28 protein-coding genes are annotated in these 22012 nt (G+C 42.2%); 4 read left to right on the forward strand and 24 right to left on the reverse strand.

The window, feature by feature from the left end; translation table 11 throughout:
- Window positions 1-65 precede the first annotated feature (65 nt).
- Window positions 66-2342, reverse strand: coding sequence for a TonB-dependent receptor (locus tag V7R39_RS05515; protein ID WP_334029044.1), 2277 nt, complete (start codon window positions 2340-2342; stop codon window positions 66-68).
- 161 nt (window positions 2343-2503) lie between these two features.
- Window positions 2504-3493, reverse strand: a complete 990-nt coding sequence (locus V7R39_RS05520; RefSeq protein WP_334029046.1) for a GlxA family transcriptional regulator — start codon at window positions 3491-3493, stop codon at window positions 2504-2506.
- A 150-nt stretch (window positions 3494-3643) separates the two neighbouring features.
- Between V7R39_RS05520 and V7R39_RS05525 the strand changes: the two genes are divergently transcribed.
- The 4 genes from V7R39_RS05525 to V7R39_RS05540 all read left to right on the forward strand — a co-directional run bounded on the left by V7R39_RS05525 (window position 3644) and on the right by V7R39_RS05540 (window position 7615).
- On the forward strand, window positions 3644-5446 hold the full coding sequence (locus V7R39_RS05525; protein WP_334029048.1) for an acyl-CoA dehydrogenase: 1803 nt from the start codon (window positions 3644-3646) through the stop codon (window positions 5444-5446).
- A 77-nt stretch (window positions 5447-5523) separates the two neighbouring features.
- Window positions 5524-6291: an SDR family NAD(P)-dependent oxidoreductase gene (locus tag V7R39_RS05530; RefSeq protein WP_334029050.1), complete on the forward strand. Its 768-nt coding sequence runs from the start codon at window positions 5524-5526 to the stop codon at window positions 6289-6291.
- A 49-nt stretch (window positions 6292-6340) separates the two neighbouring features.
- Window positions 6341-7102: an SDR family oxidoreductase gene (locus tag V7R39_RS05535; RefSeq protein WP_334029052.1), complete on the forward strand. Its 762-nt coding sequence runs from the start codon at window positions 6341-6343 to the stop codon at window positions 7100-7102.
- 51 nt (window positions 7103-7153) lie between these two features.
- Entirely contained in the window at window positions 7154-7615 is a 462-nt protein-coding gene (locus V7R39_RS05540; RefSeq protein WP_334029054.1) for a YaiI/YqxD family protein, read from the forward strand.
- A gap of 43 nt (window positions 7616-7658) precedes the next feature.
- On the opposite strand, the gene V7R39_RS05545 is transcribed toward V7R39_RS05540, so the two are convergent.
- The 22 genes from V7R39_RS05545 to V7R39_RS05655 all read right to left on the reverse strand — a co-directional run bounded on the left by V7R39_RS05545 (window position 7659) and on the right by V7R39_RS05655 (window position 21678).
- A complete protein-coding gene (locus tag V7R39_RS05545; RefSeq protein ID WP_334029056.1) occupies window positions 7659-8828 on the reverse strand; it encodes an iron-containing alcohol dehydrogenase in 1170 nt (389 codons plus the stop codon).
- 89 nt (window positions 8829-8917) lie between these two features.
- Window positions 8918-9247, reverse strand: coding sequence for a DUF1801 domain-containing protein (locus V7R39_RS05550; protein WP_334029058.1), 330 nt, complete (start codon window positions 9245-9247; stop codon window positions 8918-8920).
- 79 nt (window positions 9248-9326) lie between these two features.
- Entirely contained in the window at window positions 9327-9695 is a 369-nt protein-coding gene (locus V7R39_RS05555; RefSeq protein ID WP_334029060.1) for a DUF3703 domain-containing protein, read from the reverse strand.
- Window positions 9696-9965: 270 nt separating this feature from the next.
- Complete coding sequence (locus V7R39_RS05560) at window positions 9966-10217, reverse strand: superinfection immunity protein (protein WP_032095849.1); 252 nt, start codon at window positions 10215-10217, stop codon at window positions 9966-9968.
- Window positions 10218-10548: 331 nt separating this feature from the next.
- On the reverse strand, window positions 10549-11286 hold the full coding sequence (locus V7R39_RS05565; RefSeq protein ID WP_334029063.1) for a hypothetical protein: 738 nt from the start codon (window positions 11284-11286) through the stop codon (window positions 10549-10551).
- A gap of 141 nt (window positions 11287-11427) precedes the next feature.
- Complete coding sequence (locus V7R39_RS05570; protein WP_334029066.1) at window positions 11428-11931, reverse strand: TFIIB-type zinc ribbon-containing protein; 504 nt, start codon at window positions 11929-11931, stop codon at window positions 11428-11430.
- Window positions 11918-12166, reverse strand: a complete 249-nt coding sequence (locus tag V7R39_RS05575; protein ID WP_334029068.1) for a hypothetical protein — start codon at window positions 12164-12166, stop codon at window positions 11918-11920. Before V7R39_RS05575 ends, V7R39_RS05570 begins: the two co-directional genes overlap by 14 nt.
- 24 nt (window positions 12167-12190) lie before the next feature.
- Window positions 12191-12649 (reverse strand): hypothetical protein, encoded by a 459-nt coding sequence (locus V7R39_RS05580; protein WP_334029070.1) that lies wholly within the window; start codon window positions 12647-12649, stop codon window positions 12191-12193.
- A 118-nt stretch (window positions 12650-12767) separates the two neighbouring features.
- Window positions 12768-13193 carry a GNAT family N-acetyltransferase gene (locus tag V7R39_RS05585; protein ID WP_334029072.1) on the reverse strand — a complete coding sequence of 142 codons (426 nt, stop codon included), beginning with the start codon at window positions 13191-13193 and terminating at the stop codon, window positions 12768-12770.
- 106 nt (window positions 13194-13299) lie between these two features.
- The gene (locus V7R39_RS05590; protein ID WP_334029074.1) at window positions 13300-13509 is read right to left on the reverse strand and encodes a hypothetical protein; all 210 of its coding nucleotides are present in this window, start codon (window positions 13507-13509) and stop codon (window positions 13300-13302) included.
- Between the two features lie 50 nt (window positions 13510-13559).
- Entirely contained in the window at window positions 13560-13889 is a 330-nt protein-coding gene (locus V7R39_RS05595; RefSeq protein ID WP_334029077.1) for a hypothetical protein, read from the reverse strand.
- A 1-nt stretch (window position 13890) separates the two neighbouring features.
- Window positions 13891-14316, reverse strand: a complete 426-nt coding sequence (locus tag V7R39_RS05600) for a hypothetical protein (RefSeq protein WP_334029079.1) — start codon at window positions 14314-14316, stop codon at window positions 13891-13893.
- Window positions 14317-14489: 173 nt separating this feature from the next.
- Complete coding sequence (locus tag V7R39_RS05605; RefSeq protein WP_334029081.1) at window positions 14490-14690, reverse strand: hypothetical protein; 201 nt, start codon at window positions 14688-14690, stop codon at window positions 14490-14492.
- 107 nt (window positions 14691-14797) lie between these two features.
- Window positions 14798-15277 (reverse strand): hypothetical protein, encoded by a 480-nt coding sequence (locus V7R39_RS05610; protein ID WP_334029082.1) that lies wholly within the window; start codon window positions 15275-15277, stop codon window positions 14798-14800.
- 275 nt (window positions 15278-15552) lie between these two features.
- Entirely contained in the window at window positions 15553-16353 is an 801-nt protein-coding gene (locus V7R39_RS05615) for an alpha/beta hydrolase (protein ID WP_334029084.1), read from the reverse strand.
- 1041 nt (window positions 16354-17394) lie between these two features.
- A complete protein-coding gene (locus tag V7R39_RS05625; protein WP_334029087.1) occupies window positions 17395-17991 on the reverse strand; it encodes a glutathione S-transferase family protein in 597 nt (198 codons plus the stop codon).
- A 622-nt stretch (window positions 17992-18613) separates the two neighbouring features.
- Entirely contained in the window at window positions 18614-18976 is a 363-nt protein-coding gene (locus V7R39_RS05630) for a hypothetical protein (RefSeq protein WP_334029090.1), read from the reverse strand.
- Window positions 18977-19542: 566 nt separating this feature from the next.
- The gene (locus tag V7R39_RS05635) at window positions 19543-19896 is read right to left on the reverse strand and encodes a hypothetical protein (RefSeq protein ID WP_334029092.1); all 354 of its coding nucleotides are present in this window, start codon (window positions 19894-19896) and stop codon (window positions 19543-19545) included.
- A gap of 111 nt (window positions 19897-20007) precedes the next feature.
- On the reverse strand, window positions 20008-20325 hold the full coding sequence (locus tag V7R39_RS05640) for a hypothetical protein (protein ID WP_334029095.1): 318 nt from the start codon (window positions 20323-20325) through the stop codon (window positions 20008-20010).
- A gap of 188 nt (window positions 20326-20513) precedes the next feature.
- On the reverse strand, window positions 20514-20738 hold the full coding sequence (locus tag V7R39_RS05645) for a hypothetical protein (RefSeq protein ID WP_334029098.1): 225 nt from the start codon (window positions 20736-20738) through the stop codon (window positions 20514-20516).
- A gap of 166 nt (window positions 20739-20904) precedes the next feature.
- Entirely contained in the window at window positions 20905-21234 is a 330-nt protein-coding gene (locus tag V7R39_RS05650) for a hypothetical protein (RefSeq protein WP_334029100.1), read from the reverse strand.
- 147 nt (window positions 21235-21381) lie between these two features.
- Window positions 21382-21678: a hypothetical protein gene (locus V7R39_RS05655; RefSeq protein WP_334029102.1), complete on the reverse strand. Its 297-nt coding sequence runs from the start codon at window positions 21676-21678 to the stop codon at window positions 21382-21384.
- Between the last annotated feature and the right edge of the window lie 334 nt (window positions 21679-22012).

Genomic DNA, 22012 nt, shown 5'->3' on the forward strand with positions numbered 1-22012 from the left:
ACTGGCTACCATTTCTATTTAATACAAAAGCTATTTATTACAAAAGCTATCCGTTAATAAATGGCTTAGTAATATGTGTATTTAAACTCTACACCCCAAATACGAGGCTGGTTAACAATACCCGTCAGGTTATTAAAGTCGATTGCGCCTCTTACATTGTCTTCGTCGGTAATGTTTCGACCAAATAACGCAACTGTGTAGTTGTGCGCAAAGTTTTCATAACCTACACGCAGGCCACCTTCAAAGTTATTGTCGGTAGTAAATTCAACCGCTTCGTACAAGAATAGGTTGGTTTCACCTTGGAAAGCCCAGTCGGTAAATACGAAGAACTCACCGTCGTCACCCATAGGAATGGTGTAGCGAGCAGTAAAGTTGAAGATTGATTCAGGTGCCTGTGGGAAAGGGTTGCCGTCGATAGATGCAACAAAACCATCAGGACGAGGATCGGTTACTGTACAGTTACCAGTAAAGCCTAAGTCTGCGTTTGTACCACATGGTGAAACAGTCAGTGAATCATCCTGTATTTCTGTGTGGTTATAGCTGTAACCTGCTGTGAAGCTAAGCTCATCGGTAGCGAGCCATTGTGCGTCAACTTCAAAACCATATGCTTCGCCTTGGTCTGCGTTAACTAGGGCAGTAAAGTTGTTACCACCGCCGATAGCGGAGAACTGCATATCGTCAACTGTGTAGTAGAAAGCAGCAGCGTTCAAGCGCAAAGAGTCGTCAAGTAGGTCAGACTTGAAACCAATTTCAAATGAGTTGATAGTTTCAGAGTCAGCGACAGAAGGCGCGCCTTCAAATGCTACGTCACGACCTTGAATAGTTTGTGCTCTAAAGCCATTAGCGTAACGTGCGAAAAAAGACATGTCGTCTGTAATGCGGTAGTTCGCACTTAGCTCGTAGCTTGCTTGTCCGTCACTTACATCGATATCGTCGTAATCTTGGATACTTGCAGCGCCAATGACTAAGGCAAAGCCGTTTACGTTTTGCTCGCCTACAACAAGGCTCTTAGAGTCGTGCGTGTAGCGTACACCAGCTGTTACGTTTAGCTTTTCGTTCACTTGGTAAGAGCTTTGACCAAACAGGGCCCACGTTTGGTTTTCATGGAAAACTGTGGTCGCGCCGAAGAATCCATCGATACTGGTGACGTTAAATGACGCGTCGTAATAGAATGCACCGAGTTGCCAGTTCATAGGGTCATTAGTGTTACTGGAAATGCGGAACTCTTGAGTATATTGCTCAAGGTCGTTTAACTCATCTTTAGTCACTGCAGAGAACGGAATGAACCCTGGACCCGATGTGCCGTCTGCATTGTTAAAGCCACCGTCGACGTCACCAAGGCTTGAACCGTCGGCTGTTTCTAATGCAGAAATTGAGGTAAATGTTACAGTGTCCATGTCATACTCTAGTTTTAGTGACGTACCAAAACCTTCGTATGCCTGTGGATTGTTATCAATGCCGTCGCCTTCAAGATCGCCATCGTAAAATACAGTATCGCGATCATAATTCTCGTTTAAGTTGTTGCTACCTTTGTCGAACACGTTTGCTCTAAACACAGAAGCGGTACCTTCAAGGTCGCGGCCATGTACGTTAAGAAGCGCTGAGAAGTCAGCCGAAGGCTCCCAAAGAAGCTGTAAACGGAACGCTTTTTCGTCGAAACCACCAAGCGCATCATTTTCGCCAGTAAACGCGTTGTCGATAAAGTTATCACGTTCTTGAGATAACACCGACAAACGAGCTGACAAGTCATCAGTAAGACCGCCGCTAATTGCACCTTCAAAATTCATTGTACCTAAATTGCCGAAGCCTGCTTTTGCATAACCTTCTAAGTCTTGCGTAGGCTTAACCGTGTCAAATTTGATGATACCCGCTGTAGTATTACGGCCAAAAAGCGTGCCCTGCGGGCCGCGAAGTACTTCTACTTGTTGAACGTCAAACAGTGGAAAGCTTTTTAAAACCACGTTTTCCATTACCACTTCGTCCATGATAATAGAAACAGGTTGTGAAGCGGCTAAGTCGAAATCGGTGTTACCTAAGCCACGAATGTAAAATCGTGGTGCTACGCGACCATTTGATGATTCAGCGTAAAGACCCGGAACACGAACAGCTAATGCAAGAATATCCTCACCGCCTGAAAACAGGCTTTCAAAGTTTTCGCCGCTTAATGTGGCAACTGAAATTGGAACTTCCTGGATTGACTGTGTACGCTTTTGCGCAGTTACAGTAATCTTTTCAAGTGCTGATTCTTTCTTTTCAGTCGTTGTGGTTTCTTGACTAAGTGCCGACGTGCTAAAAGCAGCGCTGATAGCTAACGCCAATGACGCGATTTTATATGAACTCATGTTTTCACCAAGATGATTGTGTCAGTTTCTTTGTAGTGTAGTGCGCTTATTTTTGTTAGATTTGCGCAACGAGCGCGAGTTTACCTAAATTTATAAGAAAATGCTGCAGTTTTTAGCAAAATTACCTTTAATTTGAATATCAGTCGAAACGATTATATCGGCTAGTTGCGCCTAAACTTTGCCCTGTACTGGGATGGTGAAAGGCCCGTTATTTTTTTAAATAAACGGGTAAAAGAGCTTAGGTCTTCGTAACCCACTGCATTAATAATCTTCTCTAACGAAATGGCAGTGGTCTCTAGGAGCTTACGTGCTTTTTCGATTCTCAACGATTGAAGATACTGCCCAGGCGTTGTGCCGCAGGCAAGTTTAAAGCGCCTAGTTAATGTGCGCTCGGTCATGTTATGGGTAGTTGCTAACGCACTCACAGAAATAGTGTCGGCGAGATGCTCTTCTATAAATGACTGTACCGCCATAATATCTTCATCAGAATGAAAACGGCGTTGCCGACTGCTAGCATAAGCAGTTTGATTGGTTCTAGAGAAATCGAGAACGTGAGATTTTGCTGTGTCACTTGCAATCTGATGGCCGCAGTAACGTTCTATAAGCAGGATTGCTAAATCTATCCATGCCATACCGCCACCCGCACAATAAATATTATCCTGCTCCGTCACCATCTTCTCAGGTTGTAAATCTACGTTGTGGTATTGCTGTGTAAACTTTTCGGCATAGCCCCAATGGGTGGTTGCTACTTTCTCGTCTAACAAGCCAGTATCAGCAAGTAAAAAGGTGCCAGTGCAGTTTGCCGCAATATCAGCACCTACTTTATGCAAGCGTTTTATATGCACCAGCTGTGACTGATTTTCAGTAAGCACAGTGTCGATATCGCCGCCTATAGTGGGGATCAGCAATATATCGGTATGGCTTACATCTTCTATGGCAATATTTGGCGTGAGAGTAAGCTGATTTGAACAATGAAAAGGCAGTCCATGGGCGCTAGCAAGCTGAACTTTAAACTTCTGTGAGGTGGGCAGGTTGTGAATTCGTTGCCAGCTAATTCCCGCAAAGGCGAATACATCAAGTGCGCCAGTAATCGCCGAGGCGAGGGCGTGATTGAAACCAAAAACGGTGACGGTAAACGGGGCGTTATTCATACAACTCATTCATGAAGATAATGCGACTTATGATATTTAATTAGTTTAGATGATTAATGGCTGTTTTGACCATTATTGTGTCATTAATGACAATAATGGCACGATAACGAATATGACACAATGCGTTAACAATTATTCGTGGAGACGAACATGGCCGATCAAATTATTCCCCGCAGAGAAATGCAATTCCAGTTATATGAAGTGCTAGACACAGAAGCGCTTTGCTCAAAAACACGATTTGAAGATCATAACGTAGAGACATTTAATGCCGTTGTCGATATGGCAGAAAAAATGGCGGAAGAGCTTTTCCTTCCTCACAATGCTATTGCAGATAAAAACGAGCCTACGTTTGACGGTAAAAAAGTAACCATGATTGACGATGTCAAAGTGGCCTTCGATACCTACAGAGAATCGGGTTTTATTGCCGGACATTTTGATTATGAAGACGGCGGTATGCAGCTGCCTGTTACCGTAATGAATGCGTGTGCTGGCTATTTTCTCGCGGCAAACCCATCAACCACGTCGTACCCATTCTTAACTGCCGCCGCTGCGAACGTAATTAAGCACTTTGCCTCAGAAGATATCAAAAATGCGTTTTTACCTAGAATGCTCACTGGTGATTTTACCGGCACGATGGCGTTAACAGAGCCCCATGCAGGCTCTGCACTTGCAGACATCCGCACAACAGCGAAGCCTCAAGAAGACGGTAGCTATCGCGTAAAAGGCAGTAAAATTTATATTTCAGGTGGTGAGCACGAGCTTTCAGACAACATTGTTCACCTTGTTCTAGCAAAAATTCCTGGTGGCCCTGCTGGCGTTAAAGGCATATCACTTATTGCAGTGCCTAAGTTCCGATTAGACACAGAAGGCAACCCGAGTGAGCGAAACGATGTGTCACTTGCTGGCCTAATTCACAAAATGGGCTATCGCGGTACTACATCAACGGCGCTTACCTTTGGTGACAACGACGATTGTCACGGTTACCTTATCGGTGAGCCGCACCAAGGTTTACGTTACATGTTTATGATGATGAACGAAGCGCGAATTGGGGTTGGCTATGGTGCTGCTATGATTGGCTATAGAGGATATCGCTACTCGCTAGACTACGCAAAAGATAGAACCCAAGGCCGTGCTGCTCCGAATTTGGCGCCTGAGGATGATCCAACGCCAATCATTAATCATGGCGATGTGCGCCGTATGTTGCTAGCGCAAAAGTCGTATTGTGAAGGCGGTATGTCTCTTTGCCTTTACGGCAGCATGTTGATAGACGAGCTAGAAACAGAACAAGATGAAGCCAAGCGAACCGAGCTTTCTCAACTGCTCGATTTACTCACGCCTGTCTTCAAAGCCTGGCCGTCAGAGTTTGGCCCTAAAGCAAACGATTTAGCCATACAAGTTTTAGGCGGAGCAGGGTACACCCGTGAATATCCAGTAGAGCAGTGCTGGCGTGACAACCGTTTAAACCCTATTCATGAGGGAACCAACGGCATTCAGGCTCTCGACCTGCTTGGCAGAAAGCTATGGCAACATGAAGGTAAAGGCCTTCAAGTGCTTCTTGCTCGCGTTACCGCTGATATGAAGCGAGCGGAGACACCTCGTGCTCAAGCCATTGCTAAAAAGCTTAAACCCTATTTAGATAAGCTAGGCGAGCTAATTCAACAAGCGGCGGGCGACTTGCGTTCAGACAAACAGTCGGTACTACTTACTAACGCAAGCTGTTTCCTTAATGTGTTCTCTAGTTGTGTGGTTAGCTGGATTTGGCTGCGCCAGGCCAAAGTAGCAGAGCAGGCGTTAACTCAAGGTGCCAAAGGCCAAGACGTAGATTTTTATGAAGGCAAGCTTGCCGCTGCGGAGTACTTTTTAAGTTGGGAACTACCGTTAGTGCAAAGAGACATCGAAATTTTATCGTCCAAGGACACAACCTGCGATAGCGTAAAAGCAGCCTATTTCTGAAAAAACTAGAATGAGCTTCACAGCCCAATTAGGGTTGTGAAGCATAAGTATCGCCAATAAAACGTGGAGCAACATGCATGAACGTAGCGGCAAATGTACAAAATAAACATATTTTAATTACGGGTGGTGGCTCTGGAATTGGCGCGGCATCTGCAAAAGTGTTGTGTGAGCGAGGCGCACTTGTCGGGGTAGCAGACTTAAACCTTGATAATGCGAAAGCCCTTGTTGAAGAGCTAAAGCAAGCTGGTGGTAAAGCCTATGCGGTTGCAGTTGACGTAACCGACCCCGAGCAAGTTAAAGCCATGTTTGAAACGGCATATTCTCAGCACGAAAAAGTAGACGTGGTGATTAACAATGCCGGTATCGATCACTTCCCTGCGCCTCTTACAGAGGTAGACGATGCCATGTTTATGAAAAACATTCAGGTTAATTTAGCGGGCGTGTGGTATTGCATGAAAAATGCCCTTAAGCATATGACTGCAACCGGCGGCGGCCACATTATTAATATAGCCTCTGTTGCTGGCCTTCGCTCTGCTCCCATGATCAGTGCCTATAGCGCGTCGAAGCACGGTGTTATCGGTCTTACCAAGTCGGCAGCGGTAGAATATGCCCGAGCTAACATTCGCATTAATGCAGTATGCCCAAGCTTTGTTGATACTCCTATGGTTCAAGGCGTACTGTCTAAACTCGATGAACGTGGTCAAAAAGGCTTAGTGGGCGCTAATCCAATGAAGCGCTTGGGTAAACCAGAAGAAATTGCCAATGCTATTGCGTGGTTATGTAGCGATGAATCGTCGTTTATGACAGGCCAATCAGTAGTACTTGATGGCGGCATGTTAGCCTAAAGGCAACACAGAAAAATACAGCAAAGAACACAGAATAAGGATTATAACGATGAAAGATTTATTCGATCTAACAGGAAAAGTAGCGCTAGTAACAGGCGCAAGCCGTGGTATTGGTGAGTCTATTGCTCGTTTGCTAGCTCAGTATGGCGCTCACGTTATTGTTTCAAGCCGCAAGATAGACGGCTGCGAAGCGGTAGCTTCATCTATTCGCGATGCAGGCGGTAAAGCAACAGCACTGGCCTGTCATGTAGGCGAAATGGAGCAAATTACTGAAACATTTGCCACTATTAAGCGAGACTTCAAAAAGCTAGACATCTTGGTGAATAATGCGGCGGCAAACCCGTATTTCGGCCATATTCTAGACACCGATCTGGGCGCTTATAATAAAACCGTAGACGTCAACATTCGCGGCTACTTCTTCATGTCTATTGAAGCGGGCAAAATGATGAAAGAGCAGGGCGGTGGCGTAATATTAAATACGGCCTCGGTAAATGGTGTAACCCCAGGTGACATGCAAGGTATTTACTCTATTACCAAAGCAGCGGTGATAAGCATGACCAAATCATTCGCGAAAGAATGCGGCAGCTTAAATATTCGCGTTAATGCATTATTACCAGGGTTAACCGATACCAAGTTTGCTTCAGCGCTGACCTCTAACGATCAAATTTTAAAGCACGCGCTTAAAGTGATTCCGCTTGGCAGAGTGGCCGATCCGGACGAAATGGCTGGCACCGTGTTATACCTTGTTTCCGACGCGTCTACCTACACTACAGGCACGACAGTAACAGTTGATGGTGGTATGCTAGCGTAAAGAGGATGGTTACACGTTGTAGCGTGTAAAAATATACGAGAGACTAGCACCATGCATATATGGGTAGACGCAGACGCGTGTCCCGGTGCAATTAAAGAAATCTTATTTAAGGCAGCCCGACGCACAGGGCTGCCTTTATCTTTAGTTGCCAACCACTCAATGTCGGTTCCACCCGACAAGCACATCACACTCACCGTAGTTCCCTCGGGTTTTGATGCGGCAGATGACTATATTGTAGAAAAAATTGAAGCGGGTGATTTAGCGATTACCAACGATATTCCACTGGCAGCGGACATACTGGCTAAAGGTGCGAGTGCAGTGAATACCCGTGGTGATGAATTTGATAAATCATCAATACGGGCTGCGCTGACAATGCGCGATTTCATGGATACCATGCGTTCTAGCGGTGAGCATACGGGCGGGCCTAAAGCGTTTTCTCAACGCGATAAGCAAAATTTCGCCAATGCACTAGATAGACTACTTATGCAGGGAATTAAGGCAGCAAAAAACTAACCTCACTGCCTGCTGTTACGACTATTTTTGCTATCGACACGTGCTAGGCATACGCATCACGGTAAAGCCGCTCTAATTCTTCAGGCTTAGGCACTTTAGGGTTATTAGCCGGCGATCCGGAAGCCAATGCTTGCGTTGCCATCAGTTCGATTATGTTGTCGTAGGGCCCTTTTTCAATGCCAAATGAAGACATGGTAGGAACGTCAAGCTCACGATTTAAATGGTGCAAAAAGTCGATGAGCTTTTTATGGGCATTTTCGTGAGTACCAGTACTACCTGGCTCGCCAGTTAAGCCTAAGTGATGAGCAACCTCAGCATACTTAGATGGACTTCCCGAAAGCGAATACGCGGTTACTATAGGCAGAAGCATTGCGTTACTCATGCCGTGGGGTACATGAAAGTGCACACCGAGGGGCCTACTCATACCATGTACCAATGCAACTGACGCATTTGAGAATGCTAAGCCAGCCAAGCTTGCGCCCAGCATCATGGCCTCTTTGGCTTTAATATTATCTGGATTTTTGCATGCTGCAATAAGGTGTGGGGCTATCAATCGCATAGCAGCAATGGCCTGTTGATCGCTAAACGGGTTGGATTTTCTACTCACATAAGCTTCAATTGCGTGAGTAAGGGCATCTAACCCCGTATCTGCCGCCACCCGATAAGGTACTGACAGCGTAAGTTCATAGTCTAGGATGGCCGCTTTAGGCATTAACCCCGGGCCCATACACAGCATTTTTTCAGCAGATTGTGAGTCGCTTATCACAGTTACTCGCGTGCACTCAGACCCTGTGCCTGCTGTGGTTGGAATGGCTATAATTGGAATACTCTGCTCTGAAACTACACGGGGTACTTTGTAGTCTCTCATGTGCCCGCCGTGGGTTGCCAAAAGTGCAATGGCCTTGGCACTATCAATTGCGCTACCACCACCAAGTGCAATTAAGCCATCACACTGCTGCTGTTTAACTAGGGCTACCGCACCATCGATAGATCTATCGTCGGGCTCGGGCATTACATCACTAAAAACCTGGATGTCGTTGGCATAAGCTGAAAGCGATGACGTAATATTTTCCACTTTGCCTAATGTCACCATGATGGGATCGGCAATAATACACGGCCGTTTTACACCCAAGGTAGCAAGCATATCCTGAAGCTGTGAAATAGCGCCTCCACCCACTTTCATAATGCTTGGCAAATGTATATCTACAGTCATGTGTGCTCACTCAAAAATGTTATATTTAATATGCTGTTAACAGTATCATAACATTGTGTGACAGCACACTTACGACTTTGGTATTGACGTTAAAATGCGGATGCCTGGCATAAAAGCGCTTCAATGTAAGGGTAGTCAATGTCATCTACACGTTTAAAATTAATATGTCGCCTATATTTTCCAGTGCCACATAACATATTGCGTTCATCTACAAGTTGAGGGCCATGACTGAATGACAGCTGTACATGGGCCGAGTAAATAAAAACACCGCAAAACTGCCCCTCTTTTTCATCTGGCTTCAAGGTAAATAGGGTGCCGCCGTATTTATTTACTGTTCTACTATCCGGTACGCAAACTTGAATAAAAGCTTCAAGTTCATTGGCAAGTGAAACTAGATCTAACGCGCTATTGTTTTCCATTGAATTACCCGTTTAGTCAATATTGTGGTTAGGCGCATAAAAGCTAGGGGGCGCTACAAAAATCATAAAGTGATCGCGGTTAGCCATTTCCTTTGGCTATTAAAATAGCGTGCTGAATTTCTGCTTTAATTGGTAGCGTTTTAAATGGGCTAATGTTCGAGCCACCGGTATTTCCCGCGGGCACTAAACCTACAGCTGTTTTGGTAGCAGCTCCGAAAATACGAAAAACTTGCCCTAAACACTCTTTTACATCTTTCTGCCGAAACGCCCAGCCAAACATGAGAATATGAGCTTTCACATGCCACCATGTAGATTCTTGTCCTAATACATGCGCAGTTTCAAGATGACGAAAAGAGGCGGCAACATCGCCATTTGCTTCTTTTTTAGCGGCCATAGCTATCTCTGCCTGTACGCTATCAGCTATATTTTTAGAGAATTGACTTAGCATATGTTCATCCTGTTGGTAGCGTTAAACTAATTGGTTACCAAGTTAAATTGGGGCCTTTTCGCTTTTCAAACCGGCTAAAATGCAAAGCTAGGTGGCTGCCGCGACACGCTTTAAACCAATATGACGATTAGGTAATTTATATACTGAGTTATATTTTGGTGAATGTAAATAAAATGAAATAGGCCTTACACATAGAATAAAGCCGAGCTCAATTGCCGAAACATTTTAGTTTCGCACGTGTCGACATCACTACTTCTTTTTTAGTGCTGCCTAAGCTTCATTTTTTATTTGATGGGCGTGTTTGGAAAACACTTTGCCTGTAGTTGCCCAAATTAAAACACCTACCCATGCAATAACAGAAAAGCCAGCAGGAATGCATGCTAGCACTATATATTTAAAGTGCTTTCTATTAAAAATAAGGGCTAGCATAGCTGGGAGAAACCACAATACAATTACGCCAAGAATTACAAACCCAATAAATGCGTAGTTGCCGCTTTCCAAAACTGTGTTGATATATTCCATTCTTTTTCTGTCCTTAAAATTAGCTCAAAGTTGATGTCTTAAGCTGTGATATTCAGCTTTCAAACTAAGTAGTCTTTAAGCTGAAGAATTTATTACACAGAAAAAAGAATTATTTATTGGGCTATGGATATCGAGTAGGAGTTCGTAGGCAAATATGGGGCCTTTCTAATAAAGAGCTATGTTGTTAGAAACGACCTTTTTAAAACGGGGTAGAGCAATCGAAAGCCACTAATGTAGCGTCGTAGTGAAGCGCTGTAGTGTAGAGTTGCAATTTATCGCATATCGAACCGCCCGGTTGAATAAAGGCGGTCATACGCATGGTGCTTTCTATTTAAATTGAACTAGGTCCGCATTGCTCAGATTTACAAACAATATTTTTTACGGGGTAAGCACTGAATCTATTCGCATACCATTGTTGCTCTCCATACACCCCGGTGTTTGTTTTAAATTTAACGGTAAAGGTTCCACCCAGCCCATTGTTTGAATTTATGGCAAAGTTCAAAATTGTCGGGGTCAAATTGGTGAAAGAAGCTGATGATGTTTGCTTTATAATTTCTTTATTCGCTACCACTACAAGTGCGTCAGTTTCGTCGTCTGGTTTTTTTATAGATGAAGTGCTTTTTCGTTTTGTTACTGGTGCTAAACCGTCTACCACCCGAGTAAGTTCACTAAACCTTGTCTGCGTAAATTTTAGCCTATCCAAAGACCACCCCATATATTCCGCAAATATTTTTTTATTCGTATCAAACAATTGCTCCACTTCTTTAACCAGTGTTTTCGGAACTGATTCATCTTTGTCTGAATTGAGCAGACTAAGAAATGCTGGGTGGTTTTGAATATCGATAAAATTTGGTAAGTGACTAGATTTATTATTGATGCCATACGCGGAAACGAATTTATAATATTCGTCGATTGGCAAATTAAGATAGTCTGCATAGTCTCTGTAGTCTGAAAGCTCGATATTAGATTTCAATTGTTGGCTGCTTGAGCTTTCGCTATTTGCAGACACATTTACCGATAAGGATAGAAAGAGAAGCAGGGTTGATAGAGGTTGAATTCTTTTAGACATAAATATCCCTTTTGAGTCTTAGGTTCAATTGCTCACCGTTAATAATTAGTTCTTAAAAAACTTAGCAGACAACATTCGTTAACTCAAATTCGTAGTGAGAGGTATTTGGTCTTTTGTTAAGTCGGAGCGCCTGACAATGGCCTACCAGCTATTCGATATATAAGATGCTAAATCAAAAAAAGCATCTACTTTATCGCTGCGGCGACTCCAATTATCGTGTTGGTGAGGCATGCCTTTTATTTCTATTCTTTCATGCTTCTTCATTAGCTCGTTGCGTAAAAGGGCACGTTCCTTTTCATTAAGCATTAGCGACTGAATTTTTCCGAGTTCGCCAGTATCTAACCAAATAGCACCACACCCTGGGCATTCGTCAATTTCCACCGCGTGCAAAGGGCTATAAAATCGCTGAAGCATTACAGTGTCCGGGCACTTAGGGCAGCGTATGCGTTTGTCCTTCGTCTCCAGCTCACAATGAAACTGACTTAAATGCTTAGCTAAAACGTTGCCTTTTTTATCTTGAGGGTTTTCAAAGTGACTCAGGGTATTATTTTCCAATAGCACGCCGCCGCATGCTTCACTGTAATAAACGGGGACTTTTCCTACACTGACTTTTTTTAACGTGGAGTGCGTTCTAGGGCATTTCATTGGTTAACACTTCCGTATATTCGGCATCATTTCTTAGTTGTTTAATGCAACGTATTAATAATGATATGGCCACAATCCCACCGCAAAGCACACCAACCTGAGGAAACGATAGGTCGATTGAGCCAGCGGCATACAGACTACCAAGTGTGGAACCAAGTACAAACACAGCGGCAATAAACGCCACCGCGGCAATACCTAACAGTAACCAGGTTCCAGTTTTTTTCAAATTAGACATACTATTTCCATTACCTTTCTTTTATTAAACGGGCTCATCAACAACTTTTAACTGCGCTATATCCATCAACCTTATGTGTGTTTGGTAATAGTATTTATCTGTGCGTTTACCTTCTGCCAAAAACGCTATCTTTACTCGCTGCGCTTTTCCTCTCACCACTATTTTTTTGCCGATAAAAAACTCTTGCGGAGGCATTTTATAATAAGCTGTGAGTTGCTTAATGACTCGTGGGGGCAGGGCTACCGTTACGGCGCGCTGGTCGCGATAATCGGCTTCTGTATTAAGATAAACAAAGTGACCTTGACTGCCTGCGGCGACTATGCGAAGGGTATACTCTCCAACAACACCTCTGGGGGCAGCGTTAGCCGCGGCTTCAATAATTTTCATTGAGTCAGAAAGGGGGTAAGTGGCAGTTGTAGGAGGCAACGTTGTGGACGTGCAGCCTGCTAGAGCAAAAGCTAGTAGTAAAAAAATATTTTTCATCATGAATTCCCTGTAAGTGCATGGCATATTTATAATGCTGTTGAATGCGTATCCATTTTATGAGCGCGCTGCACTACTTTATTTGCTTGCTTGGCTATTTAGCCACTATAGCGTGAAGCTAAGATATTTTCGCTATCATATTGAAAAAGCGTTCATCTTCACTTTGTATAACAAAACCATTTCTTTCATAAAAAGCAACTGCCGGGCTACTTTCAAACACCCTAAGTGTGAGGGTGTTTAAATTTGCATTTAACGCACGCCTTTTAGCCTCATTTAACGATGCTCTGCCAATGCCTTTGTTTTTTGCCGAATCAATAATCTGTAAATCTCGTAAAACATAGCAGTCATCATTTAATTGCAACCGCATAACGCCAACAACCTGTTGCTGAAATATGATGTCATAATTTTCAAGTTCTAATGTTGCCTCAAATACTTTCGACACGTCCCACGCTGGGGCGAATTGCTGGTAATAAACTCGCATGTTGTCGAACGTGATACTGGCAGCTCGCGTTAAATCTTCAGTGCGTAAAAATGAGATATTCATCGAGTCATCTAATCCTCAAACTTCTAAAGCAAGTTTGATGGGCATAACAGCGCACTCTATTCGAGCGAACGCGCTATCGAAAATCTTAAAAGCATTAATAGGTGTATTATACGGCGTGCTTTTTCGAAGCTAGAATACTCGCCGTTGCTACTGTGATGCCTATGAGCATGCCCACAAAACTGAATATTAACCCGGCTTCTTGGCCAGATAGGGCACCAGACTGTAACTCTGCAAAAACAGGGGAGAGCCCAAGGTATGCGCCGACCGCACAACCCAAAACGCTGAATGAAAGGCCAAGTTTTGTTCCTAGTTTCATAATCAAATATCCTTCTTATTTAATGTAATCTGGCTCGTTATTGGCTGTAGTCAAAACAACAGACCAATAAAGCTATCAATACTCGCTATAAACAATCCCGCAATTAAACCGCAGCTAAACGACCTAGATACTCGCGCTTCCACTTTCTGCCGTTCAATTTCCGCCACCATCTCATCAACTGAACTTCGTTCTTCAGTAAATTGACATAATTTATATTTGGTTTGTCCATTTAATGGAACGCAGAACTTTTTATTTTTATTAAAAAAGCTTCGTAAATCTGATTGGCTATAACCAGTTTCTAAGGAGAGTGTAATTATTCCTCGACCCTCTTTACCGGACGATTCCAAAGCTTCCAAAATTTTGCGAGCTTTTGCACTCATATTAACTTCCTGTGTTTCTTTGGTGCCTTGTGCGTATAAAATAAGCCTTATTGGCTGGCTGGTTTAAAAAGTAAAACTGCAGTGCAAAATACGCAGTCCATAGAATAGCCAATAATAAGTGTGTTATCGAGCCTATTTGAAAAAGTTGGCTGTTGTTAGCGCTAAAGTGCAAGCCTGCGTTTAAAGATGGGGGGAGCAATGAAATAATTAGATTTAGGCATATGAGAGCGCTGAATGCAGCTGTAGCGAGCATTCCAACCCAAGCTACTTTCATTTTAAAATGTAAAGTAAGCGCTAAAAGGATAAACCATATCCCTTCCGCACCAAGATTATCTCGAACTATTCCTAGCCCGATAAGAGAAAAGCCTACGAATAAATGGCTAAAGACTAACAAGCTTTTTTGAATGGATGCTTCATTGCTCAACATATGTTGAATTCCTTTAACAGCAAATTAAGAGCGCTTAACGGACAAAACACTTAAACTATAGTGATACAAACTATAGTAACGAGTGCAGCGAGCGTTAGGGTGACTGTTATATACAACTAGTCACCCGAGGATCCGCCGCCACTGCTATCTTGCGGGCCGCCTCCAAAACTTTTTTAGGCTCTTACTGGCGTATCCTGACTACGGTTTAACAACCATAACCCTATAGCTCCGAAAAACGGGACTAACCAAACAAAAAATATCTGAGCACTTTTCTGAAAGGTTTCTAAATCATCGCGACGGCCAAGAAATATTGAAACAACTGTTTTGAGTAGAATTGCAATTCCAATCGCGGCGTACCAAATTTCAAATCCCATTTAAATTCTCCCTCTAGGCAATTTACTCTTAAATCACTGGCGCAGGGGAGTGGGCTATAATGCGAAGCAGCCCACTTTATGCAACCCATCGGACGAGCTGAGTAAGTCTATTGAGTACTTATGTTTTTTGGGCTTAAAAAAAGCGCGTCGCTTTTACCAATAATATGGTTTGTATTCCTGGATTTCTTTTGATGTATCGCTACGAAAAACTTAAAAGGAAAAACCAACTTACCCAAAGCTTGGTTTGAATAGCCCGCACTCGTTGATAAAGGAGTGTCCCACTTGACTGATATCGAGCCATTTTTAGCGTCTATAACGCAAGGATTTCTTTTTTTGGATGTAGTTACCAATTCATCGTGAGAATTCGCAAACAAAACTGAGCACGTGTATAGCTTAAAAGTATCGTGATAATTAGTTATGCTGTAATCGAATTTCACATCAAGCTGATGTTCATCAGTTCCAACCTCACCAAATTCCACAACTTTGATGTTGCTGACTGTCGCTTCGCTATTTTCAATATCCGAGTAATTAATTGATGCGCAACCAGTTAATAACCCCATGAAAACAATCACTAAAAACTTCTTCATATTTTCTTCCTTAAAAATTTTAACTTTAAATTTTACTCGCTTGCTCCACGAACCTTTTCGTTAGCTACTTCTAGCATTATTGATACCTCACATGGCGAGTGTTGTTCAAGTAGAGAAACGGATCTATAGTTTATCCACTCCGATATAGGGTCAAAATTATCTTTTCTTTTGAATGTTAGACCTTTGAGCTGCACCAGGCATTCACCCTGGAGCTTTGCAATCCCTATTTTGTCTTCGCTAAGCCCAAAACCTTGATAGTTTTTCGCAACAGCTTTTTATATGCCGAGCTTTTGTTGATACTGAAATAATCCTTTAAGGGAATTATAGAGTCCGGCCGCCATAGTAAAATCATGACCCTCATGTTCAAACTCATCAAATCGCACATTAAAATCAATATTACGATTTCTTAAAATTGTTTGAGCTAGAGAATCATAAACTTGTCGCATCTCGCCATCTTCACTACCTATAGCCATATAAAGATAATTTTGAATATGTTTGGCTGTGGTGACATATTTTTTTGTAGCTTGTGATGTTTCTCGCTCTCCCCACCAAACAGCAGGGCTGAATGCTAAATGCCCCTGAAATAAATTAGGACGTGATTGGAAGCTATGAATAACTAAAAGACCTGCAATTGAATGGCCTGCAATTACATTATGGTCATTAGTTCGGTACTTTGTATTTACTTCTGGGATAAGCTCCGTCTCTAAAAAATCCAAAAATTTATCACCACCACCGCCTTCTCCAACGGGCCCTCTTGGATCTTTGTTTACTGTGGGCGCAAAATCTCGTAGACGATTACTGCTAGTAACGCCGACAATAATATGCTCATTTGAGCCGTTAGATAAATGTAGCCTTTGCAGCATTCCATCAATCAGCTCACCATTGGTTTCACCATCTAGAACAAATAAAACCGGATATTTTTTTGTTGTATCTGACTTATAAGATGGCGGCAACGCTACAATTATATTTGGTGCCTCTACCATAATTGTTGATTGGGGAATTTTCATGCTTACGAAATTCGACGCATTAATTCCGATTGAAAAGAACGTTGTAAGTACTAAAAAAACAATTTTCAAAATCTAAAACTCCGTTTCTGGCTGAAATTCTTAAAGTGCATATAGATACAATGACTCCCTGAGAAATGCTAGCCTCCGCATCTTCGTGGGTTAGATCGAAAGCCATCGGGTGCCGACCAAAACTATAATTAGTTTGTTCAATACTAAATTAATCTGGAGGCTAGCATGAACAAACATAGCATGATTTTTATCGGATTGGATACGCATAAAGAGTTTCACGAAGTTGCCTATTATGAAGAGCAGCGCGAGGCAGGTGCTGTGCACCATGGTCGCTGAAAAGCTGAAACCAAATGTCTACTTCGCCAAACCCTCACCAAGAAATTGCCTTGGCTGCAAACAGCCTGAAGTCGTCTTTAACAAATTACGCGGAGCGGTCTAATTTATCGAGTGGTGCGTTTCTGACCTAGATTCGCGTCAAAACATAAAACTTATCTATATCTTCGTAGAACTTTCCCTGTTATTGCTCTTACTCGTTAGCAGTCAACTTCGATAACCACCGCGTGAGGAAAAACTTTTTTTGCTCTAACAAATAAGCTGTGAGCAAGCGCTTTTCTGGGAGCATGAATATCTAGAGCGTTATCGCTTTTATTAAAAAGACTTACGCAGTTGCCTGCTAATTGAATCTTCACTACAGAACTCTTTGGTAACGTTTTACTACCAATAACTGAATAGTTTACGCAAATGCTATTACCGAAATCTTGGAGCACCTTATCGGGCTCATAATGTCCAATTTTTATGTATCGCAATACGGCTAGTATTATCACGATTGAAAAAGCAAAAATCCAAATATACAAAATGTCCATGAAGTCACCGTCTATTTGCTAAATTACGTGGCATGGCAAAACTGAGCAAATGGTCAGTAGCCGCGAGCTTGATGGCTTTTTGCGTTTTGACAAACTTAAATTCAGCATTTCCTTTTCTTAGAAAATAAAAAGCCACACAGGTTGCCACAGTGGCTATCACAGCTCCCAACTCATCTATATACTACGCAGAGTTTGCGTTCGTTATTGTAATGGGCGTGAATAACTTTTGTATAACCACTTATGCCATGCCAACGTACTTTGGATGAGAGGCAATTCTGTCAATCCACACTTGTATAGCTGGGTAATTAGAAAGATTAAATCCACCTTCTTCGGCTACATGAGTATAGCCATATAGTGAAATGTCAGCGGTAGTTAGTTGCTCGCCTGCTAAATATGGTGTTTTTTTAAGTTGAGCTTCCATAACTGATAGAGCTTTGCCGCCGCCTTCCTGCTTTGATTCATAATCGGCACGGCGATCTTCAGGCAATCCTAAGTATTTGGCAATAAAGCGCGCTACTGCAATAAACGGTTCATGGCTGTACTGCTCAAAAAACTGCCACTGTTGAACTTTGGCGAGATCGAAGCTGTCTCTTGGCAGTAACTCGCTTCCAATAGCCAAATAGTTCAAAATGGCATTAGATTCAAAAAGGCAGCGCCCATCAGGTAGTTCAAGCAATGGAATTTTACCATTTGGATTTCTCAACAAAAAATCAGAAGTTTGCGTTCCGCCGGCAAGAATATCAACATGAACCCACTCATGCTCAATTTCTAAAAGTGAGCATAACAATTTTACTTTGTAACAATTTCCGGATTGTATATCACCGTAGATTTTCACGTACTCTCCTTATAGCGTTTAATTCAAAGCACACGGGCGACGAACCGCGCAGCGGCTTAGCGTGACAACTCTTAATGGTAGCGAATGATGCATGTTGCTATGAATTGCTACGCCAATTAGCATTATGTTTAGCCTTGCCCCAGGTTTTCATGTCAGCCTATCTTACTTACTTGCCCCACGATTTTTTTCGTTAGCTACTTCTAGCATTGTGAGAACCTCACACGGCGAGTATTGTTCAAGTAGAGAAACAGATCTATAGTTTATCTACTCCAAGATAGGGTCGAATTTATCTTTTCTTGTGAATGTAAGATTTTTGAGCTGTACTAGATATTTAGCCTAGAGCTTCGGACTCCCAATTTCATTTGTGCTAAGCCCGAAATGTCCGTGGTTTTTAGCAACATCTTTATACATGTCTGACATTGTAAATGAGCTATAACAAGCAACAGTACCTAGGAGTAAACAGGTAATCATTTTCATTGGTTACTGCCTATGGTGGTGAATAACTTTTAAATAAAGGAATATAGCGGGTAGGGCATAGTAGTCCCAGCATAACAACATCCTATTGATTGAAAAAAAGGTAACACCCAACTTTCTGCACTTGCTACAACGTGAACGACAAGAGTTATTTGTTAGCTTCGACTTTGTTAAACATTTTTGGTAAACGCCAACTAACAAGCGTTGATAGTGCAAACAATACGGCAATAGTAAGATACCAATACTCTTGGGTGAGACCGATAAGCTTTACACTATTATCTGTAAGGAAATATGTAATAAAAGCAGCAAGTAAAATGTGCTGAATTTTTAAGGATTGTTTGTGTGAGCGCTGTCCGATAAAGAAGCCAACACCAGCGGGAATACCACACATGAAAAACACTAAAAAGTACGCAGCAATACTTTCTTGTTTAGCGGGCGAAGTGAGGCTAAATAGAACAGCAATTGCTGCAACGGCTAAACCAAAAATCCATGCATTTCTATCTATTGCCACAATGATCTCCTTGGCAGTCAACGCTTAATATAATTTTTGTTATACATTCGAGTATTTACATTCGCTCCCAATGAGTTGGGTACTGACTTTTAAACACAATATTGAAGTATTCTTCAGAATCAAGGTTTCCACTCTTAACCATTGAGAAAAAATAAACTGCTGCGCAAAGCGAACAGATTAAGTATATGCAGCAAATTAGTAACAGTATGCCAAAACCAAAAACCGAGTACACAACGTGGTCGCTATACTCCCTCAATGGTGTTTCAAGGTTTACACCAAACACTGGAAGAGCTTTCACAAACAACAAATAAGCGATGACCCCTCCCAATATACATCCAGTATTACCAACTTTTGCCGACTTTTCATAAAAATACGGTTTCAGATTAAGTTGGCTCTTTATCGCTTTAATTAAAATAACCTATTCCTTGAGAATATTTCTTACTCACTAAGTTTGGGAAGTTCTGGGTATAACGCTGAGCTAGCGGGCATTGACGTAGCGGCATAATCGCGAAGCCGCCCTGCGTGTTTGCGTCCCAGCGAACGAAGTGAGTGAGTTTATTGGGTTGTCAGGTGCGGCCAACCACGTATTGCAGTGCTTTTTTACGGAAAACTGTCCATATAGCCATTGCCACAATAAACCCCCATAGTAATGTTTGAAGCCCATAAAGCTCATATTCAATGACATAGACTATAGCAGGCATGAAAAACAGAAATAAGCGTATAAATTCATTTTGAAAACGCCAAGCAATCGAGTGAATAGCGAAACAGTAAATACCGATAATAGAGCCAATCACGAAAACAAAGATAGATGGTATTTGCCAATAAAATGAACCTGCGAAAGTGACAGAAAAAAGGAACAAAAACCAGTGAGAGTTTGTAATAGTATTTATATAACGTCCAGAATCTGACTTATTACCCATAAGCACATAACTTTTAAATAAGGGGCGCAGACAGGTGGGCTAAAATCCGAACGAAGTGAGCAGCCCACCTGTTTGCGTCCCAGCCCGCGCAGCGGGCGACATAATTTTTTGTTATGTGCCATTATGCTCCTCGTCTGAAAGCGAGCTTTCCCAAGACACAATTGCCGCGAAGATGTTTGATAATACAATGGCAAAAAGGCCTACAGCAATGATAAGAAAACCGGCTTTAACTTCACCAAGACCTATACGATAAGTCTCTGTACTGCCACTTACTGGTGGTGTTGGAAAAAAATAAGCAAAGAGCGTGGTTGCAATTACCGCTATTGCTACACCAATTAATACAACCCCGAAATAAGTGAGTACACGAGCAATAAATAACAATAAACCTAGGTTTCTAGGCTTTATATTTGGGAACGGTTTCAAACTCATAATAATTCCTTTTACTGATTTTTGGACGTTTTGGTTAACTTATTTTGGCAAATAACTTTTCAATAATGGGCGCAGACATGTGGGGCATAATGGCGAAGCCGCGCTGCGTGAATGCGTCCCAGCGAACGAAGTGAGCGTATTGTTAGGTTTGACCTAATACAACCTCATTCTTGAAAAGGCGCTATCACCTATTCTTTCGATATATCGACGGACTCATTGTACTTACGCTTTAGATATTTAACGCTAGCATTTAGTTCTTTGAGCTCCTTGCCATACTCAACGCCAATGTCCCTGATATTTTTTACTCTCTTAGATATCAGAAAGACAAAAATAGGCACAGCAATCCAAAGCAAAATGAGTATCAAATAAAATAGCGCACCGATCGCGCCAACACCTGCAAATATAGAATTCATTTAATTTTTCCTCCTTAAAACCTAACTTTTCAATAACGGGCGCAGGCATGTAGGGCATAATGGCGAAGCGCCCTGCGTGTATGCGGCCCAGCGAACGAAGTGAGTGACTTGATTTTTTGTTATGTGCGTCCCTAAAATTACCTAGAAGTTGCATTTAATCTGATACTCATTTTCTCCAGTTTTCCATTTTGCTGACTAAACCTGGATAGCGCCAGTCCATGATATAGATAAAAGGCGACAAAAAAAGAACAACCAAACCCAATAACAACAGAGATTCTCTAATAGAGCTGATACCCAATTGGTTAATTTTGGTTTGAATAATAGATAGGAAGAGCAGCATGCCGAAAATAAAAGGTAGCATTAAAAGATAATGCTTAATCAAATTAGAAACTGTTCTTTGTTTAGCTATATGGCGAGTTTGAAGCCTGCAATGAAACTCTACAGTTAACGCATTTAGGATAGTTGCGATTAATGCTATTAAAGCTAATTCAAACAATTAAAATATCCATATCGTAGAAGCACATAACGCTTCACATATGGGGCGCAGACTTGCTGGCTATACTTGCGCGAAGCGCCAGCCAGCGAGTATGCGTTCCAATGAGCGGAGCGAATGAACATAATGTGTTTGTTAGAAGTACCATGTTTACCACCCCTCCAAATGTGTACCAACCTCTTTGCCTTTTTCTAAATCATCTTTCGCTAAATAACCAAAGCGGTTGTGTTCATTTCGCATGCTTAGCCTATGAAATGTAATGCAACATAATAAATAAACTAACCAGAAAAAAAGCAGTAACCCAGCGAATAACAATGACTTTTCAATTAAATTAAGGCCGTCTCTGAAAAAGACTATCGGAATACCAATTAGGGCAACTAGCCATGAAATATGAAGAAACGACACTTTTGCAGCAGTCTTTAATATAACTGAATTGTAATACGACATTTTCAGATCCCTCTGGTACTTCTAACTTCCAAATATGGGGCGCAAACACGTGTGCAATAATGGCGAAGCCGCGCACGTGTTTGCGTCCCAACGAGCGGCAGCGAGTGCCATAATTTGTTTACAGTGGTTCCGTTCTTTTTTACTTCCAATTTGATTCAGTAAAAAGGAACATGCTTCTGCTGTCCACGAATGTTAATTTTTAGATAGACCGATATCTATAACAATAGTTTCGGGTCAGCAGAAGTTACTTGGTCATAGACGCATACTCAGGGAATGTCGTGCACCGACTTCTGTAAAACCTGCGCAGATCAAGCTTACATATTCCTTCATTCAC

It is taken from the genome of Alteromonas sp. P256, assembly GCF_036864455.1.
Taxonomy (GTDB): Bacteria; Pseudomonadota; Gammaproteobacteria; order Enterobacterales; family Alteromonadaceae; genus Alteromonas.

Bases quoted from the DNA above. Each gene is read 5' to 3' on its own strand.
- V7R39_RS05655 (WP_334029102.1), bottom strand. From the start codon at position 21,678: ATGTCGTATTACAATTCAGTTATATTAAAGACTGCTGCAAAAGTGTCG.
- V7R39_RS05635 (WP_334029092.1), bottom strand. From the start codon at position 19,896: ATGGGTAATAAGTCAGATTCTGGACGTTATATAAATACTATTACAAAC.
- V7R39_RS05595 (WP_334029077.1), bottom strand. From the start codon at position 13,889: ATGAGTGCAAAAGCTCGCAAAATTTTGGAAGCTTTGGAATCGTCCGGT.
- V7R39_RS05605 (WP_334029081.1), bottom strand. From the start codon at position 14,690: ATGGGATTTGAAATTTGGTACGCCGCGATTGGAATTGCAATTCTACTC.
- V7R39_RS05610 (WP_334029082.1), bottom strand. From the start codon at position 15,277: ATGAAGAAGTTTTTAGTGATTGTTTTCATGGGGTTATTAACTGGTTGC.
- V7R39_RS05575 (WP_334029068.1), bottom strand. From the start codon at position 12,166: ATGTCTAATTTGAAAAAAACTGGAACCTGGTTACTGTTAGGTATTGCC.
- V7R39_RS05530 (WP_334029050.1), top strand. From the start codon at position 5,524: ATGAACGTAGCGGCAAATGTACAAAATAAACATATTTTAATTACGGGT.
- V7R39_RS05550 (WP_334029058.1), bottom strand. From the start codon at position 9,247: ATGGAAAACAATAGCGCGTTAGATCTAGTTTCACTTGCCAATGAACTT.
- V7R39_RS05555 (WP_334029060.1), bottom strand. From the start codon at position 9,695: ATGCTAAGTCAATTCTCTAAAAATATAGCTGATAGCGTACAGGCAGAG.
- V7R39_RS05580 (WP_334029070.1), bottom strand. From the start codon at position 12,649: ATGAAAAATATTTTTTTACTACTAGCTTTTGCTCTAGCAGGCTGCACG.
- V7R39_RS05590 (WP_334029074.1), bottom strand. From the start codon at position 13,509: ATGAAACTAGGAACAAAACTTGGCCTTTCATTCAGCGTTTTGGGTTGT.
- V7R39_RS05640 (WP_334029095.1), bottom strand. From the start codon at position 20,325: ATGAGTTTGAAACCGTTCCCAAATATAAAGCCTAGAAACCTAGGTTTA.
- V7R39_RS05535 (WP_334029052.1), top strand. From the start codon at position 6,341: ATGAAAGATTTATTCGATCTAACAGGAAAAGTAGCGCTAGTAACAGGC.
- V7R39_RS05570 (WP_334029066.1), bottom strand. From the start codon at position 11,931: ATGAAATGCCCTAGAACGCACTCCACGTTAAAAAAAGTCAGTGTAGGA.
- V7R39_RS05645 (WP_334029098.1), bottom strand. From the start codon at position 20,738: ATGAATTCTATATTTGCAGGTGTTGGCGCGATCGGTGCGCTATTTTAT.
- V7R39_RS05565 (WP_334029063.1), bottom strand. From the start codon at position 11,286: ATGTCTAAAAGAATTCAACCTCTATCAACCCTGCTTCTCTTTCTATCC.
- V7R39_RS05560 (WP_032095849.1), bottom strand. From the start codon at position 10,217: ATGGAATATATCAACACAGTTTTGGAAAGCGGCAACTACGCATTTATT.
- V7R39_RS05515 (WP_334029044.1), bottom strand. From the start codon at position 2,342: ATGAGTTCATATAAAATCGCGTCATTGGCGTTAGCTATCAGCGCTGCT.
- V7R39_RS05600 (WP_334029079.1), bottom strand. From the start codon at position 14,316: ATGTTGAGCAATGAAGCATCCATTCAAAAAAGCTTGTTAGTCTTTAGC.
- V7R39_RS05525 (WP_334029048.1), top strand. From the start codon at position 3,644: ATGGCCGATCAAATTATTCCCCGCAGAGAAATGCAATTCCAGTTATAT.
- V7R39_RS05545 (WP_334029056.1), bottom strand. From the start codon at position 8,828: ATGACTGTAGATATACATTTGCCAAGCATTATGAAAGTGGGTGGAGGC.
- V7R39_RS05585 (WP_334029072.1), bottom strand. From the start codon at position 13,193: ATGAATATCTCATTTTTACGCACTGAAGATTTAACGCGAGCTGCCAGT.
- V7R39_RS05520 (WP_334029046.1), bottom strand. From the start codon at position 3,493: ATGAATAACGCCCCGTTTACCGTCACCGTTTTTGGTTTCAATCACGCC.
- V7R39_RS05540 (WP_334029054.1), top strand. From the start codon at position 7,154: ATGCATATATGGGTAGACGCAGACGCGTGTCCCGGTGCAATTAAAGAA.